This is a genomic window from Hoylesella timonensis S9-PR14 (assembly GCF_000762405.1).
Classification (GTDB): Bacteria; Bacteroidota; Bacteroidia; order Bacteroidales; family Bacteroidaceae; genus Prevotella; species Prevotella timonensis_A.
This window is the reverse complement of sequence record NZ_JRPQ01000117.1, coordinates 1-14789: the sequence shown is the minus strand read 5'-3', so window position 1 is coordinate 14789 and position 14789 is coordinate 1. Positions and strand designations below refer to the sequence as shown.

Sequence of the window (14789 nt, the reverse complement as noted above, 5' to 3'; positions counted from 1 at the left end):
CAATGTGATTGATTATTACACTTTTGTGTAATGTATATATGCTTTATTACATCTACTTTTGCCTAAAATAATTGTTTCATTATGGAAGAAAGATACAGCAGAAACAGGCTCTATATGAGTGAGAAAGAGCAAAGTGTGATAAAGGATTATAAGATATTCCTTGGTGGTGCAGGTATCGGCAGCATTGTGGCAGAATGTGCCTTGCGGTTTGGCTTCGAGCATATTACCATTGTTGATGGCGATAAGGTAGAGCAAAGCAACCTGAACAGGCAGAACTATACAGAGAATGATATTGGCAGATACAAGGCTGAGTGCTTGGCTGAGCGTTTGCTAAGCATCAATCCTGATGCACAGATAGATTACCATACAGAGTTCCTTAACCCTGATAACATCGAAGAGATGCTGAATGGGCATAATGTAGCCATCAATGCATTGGACTTTAAGGATAAAACTCCATTCGTCTTTGATGAAATTTGCAAAGAAAGAAAAATCCCAGTACTGCACCCATACAACTTTGGTTGGGCTGGCTTTGTTACGGTTGTAGACCCATTGGGGCATTCTTTATCTGAACTGACTGAAGAGCCAAAGGGATTTGAATTAAAGGTAGCTGAGTATGTTACTGGACACGGGGCTTTTTGGAATCAACCTAAAGAGTGGTTAGACAAAATTGTAACCCAATATAAAAAGGAAAGCGAAATGCTTCCACCTCCACAACTGTCCATAGCATCATGGATTGCAGCAGGCTTGTGTACAACGGCAATGTACAATCTTGCTACAGGAAAACCTGTGAACTATTTTCCTAAATTCTATCTCTCTTCGCTTTTGCCGTAAGTTATTTTTTCAGAAGAGTTTGTTTAAGGTAGCTCTTGAAATAGCTTCGGTGATATTCGTCACGCCTAATTTGTCAAAGGCGTGGCGTTTATAGGTTTTGATAGAATCTAACGAGCGGCACATTCTGTTCGCAATTTCCGTCATGGTAAGCCCTGCTGCTGATAACCGTAGCACTTCAAGTTCTTCTTCTTTGAGTGATATTCCATCACGTTCTTTCCACCGATGCCCTTCGAAAGAATATTTCCAATAGTTAAGATTACCCTTTTTGTGAAACTCTACATGTCCCACTGTTTTATGTGAAGATAGTGATACGACACACATACCAATCCATATCTTGCCTTCATCTGTCAATAGAATGGGAGTAAGCTGGTGATTAATCAACTTACTTTTTGTTCCACTCTTCAGATGAAAATGATATGACATGGAACATTGGTATTTATCAACATTGTCGAAAGTATCAAAGAACTTAAACCCACTTTTATTCAGCTCAACAAGCATTTTTAGTTCTTCCTCTGGTACATATTTCAAATAAAAACTATACCCCAATTCCTTCACCTCCTTTGCTGTATGACCACAAAGAAACAAAGGATTATCTGATACATAAAGAAACTCCTGCTTATAATAGTCTATCAAATAAATGCTCTGATAGGTTACACGTGCAAAGGACTCTACTGTATGAATCAATGTTGACAATACATTTGAATCGTAATCTGGTGCATTACGCACGGTGTTCGATGCTATAAAGAAATCTTTTATGTCTGTCATATATGCTAAACGTGCTAAGATTCTCTGATATATTTCACTACAAAAGTACATTTTTAATGCGAAATACCGCAAAAAGATTACACAAAAGTGTAAAAAACAAAGAGAGAAATGAAGATTTACACAAAAGTGTAATAGGTGATATTTGCATAAGAAGTATTTTTGCCATATAAATCAAGAAACAAAAAGCATTATGGAAAAACAGATTGCAACATTTAAGGACTACGCTATCTTCATGGCAGACAAAACGAGTCTGTTGGAAATAGCACAGTTTGTGGTCAAGGAAAATTACTCCCATCACTTATCTTCATTTACAGAGAAAGAAGTAAATGAAGATATCAAATCAGTGCTTGAAGAAGAGGAATATCTGTATGATAACAAATCTCATATTTATATTGCAAGGGATGCCTTTGGGAATATAATTGGCTGCATCAGGAGTTTCCATTGGGATAAACACAAGACTCTTCCTATTGAAAAAATATACGGAATAAATCCACTGAATGCTATTCACGGGGAAAGTAAATATAGTTTTTGGCATATCGGGCGCTTTGCCGTTGCAAAGGATTCGGGAATATCCACATTGACATTGTTCAAGCGGCTAATGGCATTGGCAGTAAAACCGATAGTAGAGGACAAGTACAGCTATATGATAGCAGAGATTGACAGCAAACTATTGAAAGTAATGAAGGGCTTGGGATTTGGCACACGTCAAATAGGGAAATCCATAGATTACCTGACATCGGAAACTGTTCCTGTATGTTCCAGTAAGAGAGGTATAATGGGGTTCTTTTCAAAGTATGGTGAACTTTGCAAGGCTGCATGATTACACTTTTGTGTAATATTTCAGACAACAAATTCAGAATTACACAAAAGTGTAACGATATAATTTGGAGAAACCAATACATTTGCAACATCGAAAGACAAGAAAAGTTGTCGGCATATCATGATGTTGACTCCAAAATTATAATAAGACAATACATATAATAAATAATATAATGTTTATGAAAAAGAAAATTCTCACGTTGCTCATGTCTGGCTGCTATGGTATTCTTGCTGCACAAACTACGGGAACGGTCGTAGATGAAAACAAGCAACCATTACCAGCTGCAACGGTTTCGTTGTTTCGTGAAAGCGAAAATAAGATGATTAGTGGAGTAGTAACTGATATGAATGGCGGCTTTGAACTGAATACGCATGAAGGAGAGAACTATAGAATAAGGATATCTTTTGTTGGGTATTCTACGCAGGAAATTAAATGCCAAAACATTTCTAAGCACCTTTCGGTGGGTACAATCATGTTGGAACCAGAAAGTAAGCAGCTTAATGACGTTACAGTGATCGCCAACAACGTAATACAAAAAGCTGACCGCCAAATAATTATCCCTAATCTGCTTCAGCAAAAAACATCAAGCAATGGTTTAAGTTTGTTGCAGCATCTTCAGCTTTCACGAATCTCTGTAAATACGCTTGACAGTAAGGTGACTACCACTATGGGGGATGCCGTAGAGTTACGTATTAATGGTGTAAAGGCAGAGATACAGGAGGTGAAGGCTCTCTTGCCGGCAGACGTATTGAGAATAGAATATCATGATAATCCTGGTCTAAGATACGGAAATGTAGCTGCCGTAATTGACATTATCTTAAAAGAAAAGAAGAATGGTGGAAGCATCTCCGGAGAGTTTATGAACACTATCAATCCCTTAGGTATAGGAGATTATCAGTTATCGGGTAATTATCATGTAGGTAAGTCAAACTTCAAGGCATCTGTAAACTGGAATCGACGTGATGTAAACTGGTTACGTGAAAACATGGAGGCTTTCCATGCAACGACCCCCAGTATCAGTAACTATGAGATAGGGCAAAAGACAAAGGCACGATATGACAACATCAATCTATCCATAGGATACGATTACATAAATAGCGGAAACATATTGAGTGTTACTTTTCGTGATTTATATAACAATACGCCTCATGCGGTATCTGATAGAAATTCCAAACTTATTCAGGATAGCAATACATTCGATATCAAGGACCGCACCAAGTCAAGGAGCAACAATCCATCGTTAGATATTTATTATCAGCATGAGTTTACCAAGGATCGGCATCTGTTCTTTGACCTGATAGGAACATATATCAATACTAAAAACGACCGTTTATATCGCCAATCTCTGGGGAATGCTGTGCAGGAAATAACTTCCCATGTCAATGGCAATAAATATTCGACCATAGCTGAAGTTATTTACGAGCAGAAAATCAAGGATTCGCGGTTGTCATTCGGTCTGCGACATCAGCAGATGTACACAAAAAACGCATATGATGGAAACACATCCTCAAGCGTAAAGATGAATACAGGTGAGAGTTATGGTTTTGGAGAATGGGCTTCAAAGTTAGGAAAACTGGATTATATGGTAGGTGTAGGTGCTATGAGAACCTATGTTAGCCAAGGAAATGCCAAACAGGTAAAATATATATTTCGTCCAACTATTCAGCTGGGGTACCGTTTCAACAATTATCTGTCAATACGCTACAAAGCCTACATGGGAGGCTACGCACCCTCACTTGCCGAATTAAGCGATGTTGAACAACACATAGACATTTACCAAATACGCCGTGGAAATCCAAATCTACAGGCGGTCAGATTTTTCTCTAATGAACTATCAATTAGCGTAGGAACAAAATATATTAGTGCAGAATGGTTTACTCGTTATAGCTATGATGATAAACCATATATGGAAGAAACAACCTATTCGAATGGCTTCTATGTTAGGAGTTATGCCAATCAAAGAGGCTTCCATCGTCTGAACTCTCAAATAAACCTAAAAGTACAACCTTGGAGGGATTATATGTCCATCCAATTTACCCCATTTGTCAATCGCTATATCAGCAATGGCAATACCTATACGCATACACATACTAACTGGGGCTTGCGTGCCAACTTAATGGGAATGTACAAGAATTGGTATGTAGGCGCCAATCTTGAGACAAGTTTTCATAGACTGTGGGGGGAGACACTTAACAAAGATGAGAAATCACATAGTATAGTTTTTGGGTACAATAGAGAAAAATGGGGTGTAGAACTCCAGTTGCAGAACATCTTCAGTTCACGTTATGAAATGTCTGTAGAAAATCTTTCCCATCTTGCTCCTTATAATCAAATGGTATGGTCGAAAAATCTATGTAAGGTTTTTGGCATAGACTTTCATTTCAACCTGAACTTTGGAAAGCACGGTTCTGAGGTGAACCAACGTATTCATAACTCTGATACTGATGCAGGTATTGTGCCAACAACGAAGTAGCAGATAAATATAAATTCACGTACAGATAAAGAGGATGTCGAAAATCTTTAAAAGAGTAGACGTTATTAAATACTTTTAGCCTTATGGCAGAAATTAATTTAAAAAAGCTCCTTGATGAGTCCATGTTGAAAGAAATCGATCAAGATTGCATTATTTTGAACGAAGAGCAGGCCGACGAATTATACGGAGGAGCAGAATGGGGTTACTATGGTAACTGTTCATTCGGTAATTGTCACTAAGACAGTTACAAAATGAGTATTAGGGGATGCTAACTCTGGAGCGTGAGTTTTACTCCGACAATAGCATTCCCTTTTTTCTAATATTATAACATAGAAAATGGAAAATAAACTTAAACTCTCAGCATATTTATTTAAGAATTTATATCACATTAAGAGACATCAATTAGGTCTCTTCTTTTCTGGAAGAACAGCAAAAAACATTTTTGTATCAGCTAACACCTATAATTCTGTCATCAATGAAGATTTTAGGCATATAGACAAAAATACAATGGAGTTATTAATTAAAGCAAAGGTGCTTGTTCCAAAGGAAGAAGACGAGTTTAGATCAATAAACATAGAAAACCAAAAGATTTTAAAGAAGCAAAGACAGTACCATAGTGAGCACCTATATATGTCCATTCAACCAACTGATAAATGTCAATTTGCTTGTAACTATTGTGGTCAAGAGCACAACCATGCAGAAATCAGTATAGATACCATAGAATGTCTCATCAAACAGATTGATATTAAATTATCTGCACATGATTATCAGGACATGGAAATAGGATGGTTTGGAGGAGAACCGTTATGCGCCTTAGATAAAATGCGTATAATCAATAAGCATATAAAAATTCTGACAAATAAGCATAAGATTAAAAATCTATCTCATATAACTACAAATGGCTATATACTCACGCCAGATGTATATAGAGAGTTAAAGGAACAATTTAATTGCAGGAGGATAGAAATAACAATAGATGGAGATAAGGAATTCCATGACAAGCACCGTTTCACGTGTAGCGGTAAAGGAACTTTTGTTAAATTATACAACAATTTAAAGTCTATAGTCTCAAGCCCATACTATGATAAGACTAAATGCATGATAACCATTCGATGTAATATTGATCAAAGTAATATAGATGGTGTTATTCCACTTTTACATAAACTGTACAATGATGGGATGCAGGATAAAATTCGTTTTTATTGTGCATGTGTTGTTTCATGGGCAAACAATGGTGCTGGTGATGCCAAGACATGGAAGATAATTGGGAAAAAGTCTACAGAGTATATACTTTATATGCTAACGCATGGTTTTAGAACAGAGATTCTTCCGCACAGAAGTGGGCCTTATATATGTATTGGGACAATGAAAGAGTCCTTAATGTATGATGCTTATGGTAATATTTACGACTGTTCGGAGACAGCCTATTCTACAAGATATTTAGGAGGTCCATTGCATTTGGGCAATATACATAACCGAGGTAATAAGCGCAAAAATAGTGCCTTAGCGACCATTCCCCACATGTTGTTAAGTGGTCAGATTAAACAGTGTAAAGATTGTAAGTATTATCCTTTATGTGGAGGATTATGTCCACTTGCATTATATGAGAAAGAACCTAGATGCCCTATGTTTATATATAATATAGAGGATCGCATGCTAATAAATGCTATATACAGACTTAACCATATAAAATAATAACATAATGCATATAATTCAAACATATAGTCAGTTAAGAAGTTATGGACTGAACTTTTGCGGAGGTTATTTATCTCCACTAGTCAATTGGCTATCAATAGCATTGAGTGGATTACTCTTAAAAGAGTATAACCCACAAATACCCCTTTGTATGTATACAAATTTTGAGTTAAAACATATATTTAAAGATTTGTTTCTATTGCCATATGATACATACTTCATATTGGATGACATCAAGAATGAGTATAGGGATTTTTACTGTTACCCTAAAATTCAAACATATAGTATGCAAAATGCTCCCTTTTTGCATATAGACTGTGATGTGTTTTGCAAGGAAGCGCTCAAGAAGCGCTTATTAACAGCAGACTTAGTAGCCCAGCATGAAGAAAACGATTCAAATTTCTACATGTTAGTACTAAACCATTTGAAATCATGCAATGCGATAATTCCTGATTACATGAGAGTATGTTTCGGTGAAAATAATATACATTCATATAATGCAGGGGTATTGGGTGGTAATAATGTGTTCTTTTGGAAAGAGTACATTGAATATGTTAAAGATTTTTTATCAAGCAATGCTAATAGTATAAGAAAGTCAGACAAGAAGTTTCTTTATAATGTTGTTTTTGAACAATGGATTTTTTATGCCTTAGCACATACAAAAAGAATCAAGGTTGAAACATTTATTAAGGGTGTTGTTAAGGATTTTGTTATGCCTTGGGGAACAGTCCCTGACCAAGTAGTGGAAGCTAACAATCATCCTTATATTCACATAATGAATTACAAAAGTCATCCACGCTGTAATAGCTATATCATTAGGCAAATGTATAGGAAGTATCCAGAGTATTTTGACCGAATACTCTATGTATGCCATAAAAATGATATTTGTCAAAAAATCACACTAAAAGGTATTGCAAATAGTGAGTATGAGAAAAGAGCAATAGAATATGAAAAAATATCTAATGGAGACTTATTAAACTCTATAATTTCAATTTCTCCTGATGTTAAATTCATAAGTAATAAAAAAGTTTCAACATTACCTGATAAAAAGGAATGCAAACAGGAGGGATATCTAAAAACATACAATACATATCTTGCGCAGAATGTGTATATAAAATACGACTCTGTTATGACAAATCTACTTAAAATATTTAGGAAGCCTATTCGGTTAAACGAAATAATAACAGACTTGAATCCCTTTCAACAAGAATATTTAATTACAAGTATTCGCAAGGGATTATTTGATAATGTATTAATTATATGACACCATAAAATAACAAAACATAGTGCATACTTTATAATTAATACTTTGGTGGCATGAGCATAATGCTACACTAATGTATTTTAAGTGTACTAATTATATAGTCATATACACTCAGAAGGTTTAATACTTATACAACCTAAAATTAAGGTTTTTGTTAGTAGCTTAAAGGTATTTTTAGAAAAAGACTTTGTTTTATTAATATTATTGCATACATGAGGTTTTTACAGACATATTACAGTTTCTCCACAGATGAAGATCCTATGTTCGATAAAGCAGGATTTCTCTCACCTGAATTTCATTGGATAACTATGGCTATTAGTTGCCTTTTACTAAAGCAGCATTATGGTCATGTTACGCTGTATTGCAATTCCACAGCTAAAAAAGTTGTTGAAGAATTGTGTATTCCTTATGATCAGATAGTAACAATTCCGAATATTATGGAAGGGTATTCTGGCTATGAATTATGGGCTTTGCCAAAATTATATACATACAGTGAACAGCATGAACCATTTTTACATGTAGATTGTGATTTTTTGTTGTATGACAGCTTACCAGATTCCTTTTGGAAAGCAGACTTATTCGCACAAAATATTGAGTATGACGATCAATTGTATAATCGTAAGTGCATAGATCGTTTCATACAAGTTGGAGGAAAAATTCCCAATTTTGCAGATATAGAGCTTAAAAATAAGATTATTAGTGTGGCTAATGCAGGCGTACTCGGAGGAAATGATGTGAAATTCATTCAATACTACACAGAACAAGCATATAGATTTATATATAACAATGATAGGATTTTGAAACTTAATCATGACGGTTTTATAAATTCTGTTTACGAGCAACTTTTCTTTTATTGCCTAGCTCAAAAATATAATAAAACTATAAGCTACTGCACTGAAGGTGAAAAATTAAGTACTTTGTTTGATTGGATGAATCTTGATATGTCGTGTTTGAAAAAACACGGCTATTGTCATATGCTTGGAAATATAAAAAAAAGAAATGATGCACAAATTTTTGCATCAAGGCTTCTAGAAAAAATAGATCCTGCTTTACATCATCATATAATCAATACATATATCCAGCATGGCGGTATCCCAATATCTAATTATCTGAATTTTATAGATACTCCTTATATCCATCATTACAGGACTTCCAACGAAATATTAGAAAGGTCACGTAGTTTTAAAGTTTCTAAAAATTATGATATAGGAAAAATAATGAAAGAAAGAATCTATACCGAAATTAAGAAACTGGACAACACGTGCATCAAAGTTGAGAAACAACTAGAAGATAATAAGAAGGAATTTTTTAAAAAGCAGTATACTTGCATTAATAGCTTTTGGGAAAATGAGAGATTATATGAGAGTAATTGTCAGTTTATTTTAAATCCTTTTATTAGCTTGACAGATATATCATCAGAAACATTGATGTATATTACAAAAAATCAAAAAATTGAAAATAAAATGTATAAAGTTGTAACTATACCAGATGCTTTTCGTCAAACAGTTTATGAAGTAGTTGCTCGTGGAACGGTTGAAACTATTATAGACTATCTCCTACAGGAGCATACAGCAACAGCCTCCGATATAATAGATAATGTTTGTGCACTATCACAAAACAAATATGGTAAAGAAGAGTATGAAGCTAATTTAAGATATGTAGAAAGAATTATTTACCGGATGATAGAAAACTGTATTTTAACAATATCGAATATCTAACGTCCAGTTTTATTTTTGACTATTATTGAAATATTAATGCTAAAGCTCACAGTTTAATGAAACATATTCGTTTCTTACATCAATACGATTCTATGCAATGTGGTATTACATGCTTACAAATGATATGCGAATATTATGGAAAAAGATACTCTTTATCTTTTTTAGAAAAACTATGTACGCCAACTACAGAAGGAATTTCTTTATTGGGACTAAGTAAAGCTGCAAATTACCTAGGCTTTGATACGATTTGTACCCAGATAGATATTACCAATTTATCCAAATATCCGTTACCTTGTATTCTCCATTGGAATCAGAATCATTTTGTAATACTATATAAAATAAGAAGAGACAAGAGATTTTATATAGCAGATCCTAGTAAAGGATTAATTAAATATAATTTAGAGGAATTTAAGAGTCATTGGATTAGTACAAGATTGAAAGATAAAGAGCAAGGAATCGCTATGCTTTGCAGTACTACTCAGTTACTTGATAACAATAATATTAAAGAAGAATCCAAGCTGAAAGAAGAACGCTCACTCAAGTTTCTTTTCGGTTATGTCAAAAAATACGGAAAGCACTTTGGGCAGATAGTCTTAGGCTTACTTGTGGGCAGTCTGCTGCAACTTATCCTGCCTTTCCTCACGCAATCAATTGTGGATGTGGGAATCAAAAACCAGAACATCGGTTTTATTTGGTTAATACTCTTGGGACAACTTGTCCTTACCATGAGCCGTACTGCCATTGATTTTATCCGTCGTTGGCTCTTACTGCATATCTCTATGCGGATCAATATTTCTCTTGTGAGTGACTTCTTCATCAAGCTGCTCAAACTGCCGATGTCGTTCTTCGACACTAAACTGATGGGCGACCTTATGCAGCGTATGGGTGACCATAGTAGGGTGAACACGTTCTTAACTCAAAAGACACTTAGCATCGTGTTCTCCCTCTTTACCTTTGTGGTGTTCAGCATCGTGCTGCTATCCTATAATTGGCTTGTCTTTACCATCTTCATGCTCGGTAGTCTGCTCTATGGCGGTTGGCTTGCACTCTTCCTCAGGCGCAGAAAAGTACTTGATTACGAACTCTTCGAGCAGCAAGCCATCAACAACAACAAGACCTACGAGTTTATCACCTCTATGCAGGAGATAAAACTCCAAGATTGTGAACAACGTCGTCGTTGGGAATGGGAGGACGTGCAGGCAGACCTCTTTGGAGTGCAGATGAAATCCCTTAAACTCCAACAGACACAAGAGGCTGGTAGCATATTCATCAACGAACTGAAAAACATCGTAATCACCGTGGTGGCAGCCACAGCCGTCATTCACGGACAGCTCACGCTGGGTATGATGCTTGCCGTGCAGTATATCATTGGGCAACTCAACTCACCTGTCGAGCAGTTGATGAGTTTCTTCTATTCGGTGCAGGATGTGAAGATAAGTCTTGAGCGTATCAATGAAATCCACCGCATGGATGATGAGAACGGAAAGCAAGGATTGGAAATGGCAGTGAAAGAAAAAAATCAAGGCATAGACCTTGAAGCCGTAAACTTCAAGTACGATTCTCACGCATTGAAAACCATCATTGATGATGTAAGCCTCACAATCCCCAAAGGTAAGGTAACTGCCATTGTCGGAGCGTCGGGTAGCGGAAAGACCACCCTCATCAAACTGATGTTGGGCTATTATCCCGTATTGGGAGGACAAATCACCATAGGCGGAACAGGTGTAAATACGCTAAATAAGAAGTGGTGGCGCAGACAGTGTGGCGTGGTGATGCAAGACGGTGTGATATTCTCCGAGAGTATAGCAAGGAATATAGCCGTAGATGATGGTGAGATTGACAAGGAGCGATTGCAAAGGGCAGCCGAAATAGCTTGTATTCATGACTATGTAATGGGACTTCCCTTAAAATACAACACTAAGATTGGTCGCGATGGCGTTGGCTTGAGTCAAGGACAGAAACAGCGTATCTTGATAGCAAGAGCTGTATACAAGAACCCCGATTATATTTTCCTTGATGAAGCCACCAACTCGCTCGATGCCAATAACGAGCGCATGATTGTGGAGCATCTGGATGAGTTCTACAAAGGCAAGACGGTAGTTATCGTAGCACACCGACTAAGCACGGTGAAGAATGCTGACCAAATAGTGGTACTGGATAAAGGCAAGGTGGTCGAGATTGGCAACCACGAGGAACTCACGGCAAAGCGTGGTGCATACTACAATCTTGTAAAGAATCAATTGGAGTTAGGAAACTAACGTAAAGGAAAAACAACTATGGTAGACGACAAGATAGAACTCCGCAGCGAGAAGGTAAGGCACATCATTGGCGAGATACCGTCAAAAATTGTACGCTATGGCATCATGATTATCACTATTGTAATATTAGGACTACTGGCAGGTGCATACTTTATACCTTATCCTGAAACCATCAGTGCAAAGGTACAGATGACAAATGCCCGTCAAGGCACAATCGCCGTTCCCTATAAATACGTAAATACGTTAGCGAGAGGAATGACGGTAAACATCGAATTTGAGGGTTACGATGCAGAAACCTACGGAGTTGCAAATGGTGTAATAACAGCCACATCGCATATACCCTTACAAACGGCAGAAGGCAACGTGTTCACGGCACAGGTAAGGATAACAGATTGCAAGTATAATCTCATCAGCGGAATGACAGGCACCGCATCTATACTTGTAAGCAATGAAAGCATACTTCAGAGGATTGTCAGGCAAATAACAAACATCATATAATTTCCTTTTTAATCGTAATCAAGCGGTGAAAGAAGAAGGGCAGTTGTAGTTACTGCGTAGTACCATTGTTTCGGGTATTTTACTACACGTTAATCCTTTTTCTTTCACCGCTTTAACTCCTATTGTAGTAATGTAGTAAGATATAATCGGTGAAAGAAAAAGGAAAGATAAGAAATAATCATTAGTTATTCGTGTTACCGAGCAGAAATATCGGTGTTATCACGGATGCAGGTTTCTGCAATCTCTCACAGAGATACTCTCTAAATAAATGGGCTTCCGTGCTGTCCAACTGAAAAGACAGGGCGATGATGACAGGAAGCGGATAGAGCGGAGCATAACCTTTTAGTTGTTCGTTTGCATAAATATCTTCCTCACCTGCAATCCTCTCATCGAGATATAGGTTGGAGGATTTTATTATCGTTTGCATCCTATGGTTGAGTTTCCTCCATGTTACCCCGAAGAACCTCACAAGTTCACTCTCTGTCATGGCTATCCCTCCATTTCCCTTGCGAATGACCTGCATATTGCAGCCCCAATCAAAATAGCTACGATGATTCTCCGTGCTAGTCATTGTCCTTTGTTTATAGTTCGTATTCATGCCGTTTCTTCCATTTTACAGGTTACAATATCCGAAGATTCACAAGTCTCTCTCTCCGCTATTTCTTTCTCATTTGCCGATTGTTTGGCTATAAGCCTGTCCATATCCTTTGAAATCTTGTTGTCCGTTACCTGCGCATAAATCTGCGTGCTTGATATGGAGGTATGCCCCATCATCTTGGCTATGCTCTCAATAGGAATACCTGCGCTTAGACACATCGTACCAAACGTATGTCTTGCCATGTGGTACGAAAGTCTTTGACGGATACCGCAAGCCTTACCCACGATGCTCAGGTTCTTGCCCATCACGCTACGGCTGCAATGAGGTTGAAAGACAAGGCTGTCGCCTTTTTCTTTCACCGTCTGCTGTTCTTCGTTTCTTGCCTGCTCGTTCCTGCAATGGCTGATGATGGCTTCAGCTACGGGATGCAGTGGTACGATGAACTCGACCTTTGTCTTCTGTCTCTCTTTGCGGATATACCTCTGTCCATCCGCTGCCGTTTGGATATGCCTATATTGCAACGTTTCCATATCAGCGATAGCCATACCTGTGAAGCAGGAGAAGACGAACATCAGCCGAGCCAATTCCGATTCTCTGTCGTTCATCGTCATTGCCATGAGTTTCATTACATCGCCCTTTTGCAAGAAGCGTATCTTCTTTTCCTCCTTCTCATACTTGGCGTTCTCAAAGGAATTGCAGCGGATAATCCTGCTGCTCACCGCACGAAACATCAGTCGGCTCAGCCAACATAGATTGGTATTGACAGTCGATGCTTTCAGTCCACGCTTTTTCAGGAAGAAACGGTATTCCTCGAACAAACTCTCCGTAATGGTGACGATAGATATGTCTTGTACTCCTTTGTTTTCGATAAAATCTCGGAGATTTTTATCAGAATAGTAAAGGTTCAGATAAGTCCCCTCTGCCCTTGACTTTCCAACGCTTTCCTTGACGGCTTGCAGTTCCGCCTTGCTCATTGCAAGGAGCGTGGTGGGATTGGTGGCAATGCCTTGCAAACTGTTCTTGATAAGTTCCACACTTACCACTCCTTCCATCGTCAGTATGTCCCGATAGGTTTTTTCTATCAATTCCCTGAACTCATTGATTCTTTGGTTGGTCTTCCTATTGGTTGTCAAACCCTGTTTGGAGTTCCACTCGGAGACTTTACACTCTTCTCCTGTGGTAATGGCGGTGCTCTTTCCGTCTATGGTGATACGGCAGAGAATGGCGGTGTTGCCGTCTGCCCTTGTTTTCTGTCTGTTGATATAGAACAGTATCTTGAATGTACTTCTCATTGTCTTGGTGGTTTGAAGTTAATTAAATGAATAGATAAGAAATCAAATGACTTAATAAGGATTAGATAGCCAACTGCATCTCTTCGGTGAAAGAAAGGAAACGGTCGAATTCCTCAAAGAGTTTCTGTGGCGTTACCTTTGCATAACGCTCGGTCATGCTCACGTTGGAATGTCCCAGCATCTTACTCACGGTCTCAATAGGTACACCCTGTTCAAGCGTGATGAATGTGGCAAAGGTGTGCCTTGCCGTATGTGTGGTAAAAGGAAACGAGATGCCTGCACGAAGCCGCAGGGCTTTCAAATAAGATTGGTAAGTGGCATATCCCATGAAAGGGAGCAATGTTTCCCTTTCATCGCTGTGGAGCTTCTCCATCAGCCGTATGGCTTCNGGCAGCAGTTTGACACGACAAGGCACACNTGTNTTNTGNCGGTTGAACTTCAGCCAAAGGCNACCCTCNTCATCACGCACAAGATGGGACTTGTTCAGTTCCATCAAATCGCAATATGCAGCACCTGTATAACAGGCAAAGAGGAAAATATCCCTTGCCGTTTCCATTTCCTCCTCCAAGTCCTCAAA

Annotated in this window: 13 protein-coding genes; 9 read left to right on the top strand and 4 right to left on the bottom strand. The window is 37.8% G+C overall.

The features are described from left to right. The first annotated feature begins 81 nt into the window (after positions 1–81). Positions 82–831 carry a ThiF family adenylyltransferase gene (locus HMPREF9304_RS07425; protein ID WP_008446518.1) on the top strand — a complete coding sequence of 250 codons (750 nt, stop codon included), beginning with the start codon at positions 82–84 and terminating at the stop codon, positions 829–831. A gap of 9 nt (positions 832–840) precedes the next feature. Here the strand turns inward: HMPREF9304_RS07425 and HMPREF9304_RS07420 are convergent, their stop codons facing one another. Next, positions 841–1596, bottom strand: coding sequence for a response regulator transcription factor (locus HMPREF9304_RS07420; protein ID WP_008446719.1), 756 nt, complete (start codon positions 1594–1596; stop codon positions 841–843). Between the two features lie 190 nt (positions 1597–1786). On the opposite strand from HMPREF9304_RS07420, the gene HMPREF9304_RS07415 reads away from it, so the two are divergent. The 8 genes from HMPREF9304_RS07415 to HMPREF9304_RS07385 all read left to right on the top strand — a co-directional run bounded on the left by HMPREF9304_RS07415 (position 1787) and on the right by HMPREF9304_RS07385 (position 12322). Then, positions 1787–2416, top strand: coding sequence for a hypothetical protein (locus HMPREF9304_RS07415; protein WP_008446642.1), 630 nt, complete (start codon positions 1787–1789; stop codon positions 2414–2416). Positions 2417–2594: 178 nt separating this feature from the next. Beyond that, positions 2595–4889, top strand: a complete 2295-nt coding sequence (locus HMPREF9304_RS07410) for a TonB-dependent receptor (RefSeq protein WP_231551773.1) — start codon at positions 2595–2597, stop codon at positions 4887–4889. A gap of 83 nt (positions 4890–4972) precedes the next feature. Beyond that, positions 4973–5128 (top strand): hypothetical protein, encoded by a 156-nt coding sequence (locus HMPREF9304_RS14435; protein ID WP_009434700.1) that lies wholly within the window; start codon positions 4973–4975, stop codon positions 5126–5128. A 97-nt stretch (positions 5129–5225) separates the two neighbouring features. After that, on the top strand, positions 5226–6584 hold the full coding sequence (locus HMPREF9304_RS07405) for a radical SAM/SPASM domain-containing protein (protein WP_008446465.1): 1359 nt from the start codon (positions 5226–5228) through the stop codon (positions 6582–6584). A 7-nt stretch (positions 6585–6591) separates the two neighbouring features. Next, complete coding sequence (locus HMPREF9304_RS07400; protein ID WP_008446699.1) at positions 6592–7848, top strand: DUF6734 family protein; 1257 nt, start codon at positions 6592–6594, stop codon at positions 7846–7848. Positions 7849–8060: 212 nt separating this feature from the next. Further along, a complete protein-coding gene (locus tag HMPREF9304_RS07395) occupies positions 8061–9566 on the top strand; it encodes a DUF6734 family protein (protein WP_009434704.1) in 1506 nt (501 codons plus the stop codon). A 56-nt stretch (positions 9567–9622) separates the two neighbouring features. Beyond that, positions 9623–11824 carry a peptidase domain-containing ABC transporter gene (locus tag HMPREF9304_RS07390; RefSeq protein WP_008446692.1) on the top strand — a complete coding sequence of 734 codons (2202 nt, stop codon included), beginning with the start codon at positions 9623–9625 and terminating at the stop codon, positions 11822–11824. Positions 11825–11842: 18 nt separating this feature from the next. Beyond that, complete coding sequence (locus HMPREF9304_RS07385) at positions 11843–12322, top strand: hypothetical protein (protein WP_008446501.1); 480 nt, start codon at positions 11843–11845, stop codon at positions 12320–12322. Positions 12323–12503: 181 nt separating this feature from the next. On the opposite strand, the gene HMPREF9304_RS07380 is transcribed toward HMPREF9304_RS07385, so the two are convergent. The 3 genes from HMPREF9304_RS07380 to HMPREF9304_RS07370 form a co-directional block, all read right to left on the bottom strand. After that, positions 12504–12893, bottom strand: a complete 390-nt coding sequence (locus tag HMPREF9304_RS07380) for a hypothetical protein (RefSeq protein ID WP_008446589.1) — start codon at positions 12891–12893, stop codon at positions 12504–12506. Between the two features lie 23 nt (positions 12894–12916). Next, positions 12917–14212 (bottom strand): site-specific integrase, encoded by a 1296-nt coding sequence (locus tag HMPREF9304_RS07375; protein WP_008446491.1) that lies wholly within the window; start codon positions 14210–14212, stop codon positions 12917–12919. A gap of 61 nt (positions 14213–14273) precedes the next feature. Continuing rightward, positions 14274–14789, bottom strand: a 516-nt coding sequence (locus HMPREF9304_RS07370) for a site-specific integrase (RefSeq protein ID WP_036927913.1), incomplete at its 5' end; no start/stop codon positions are given.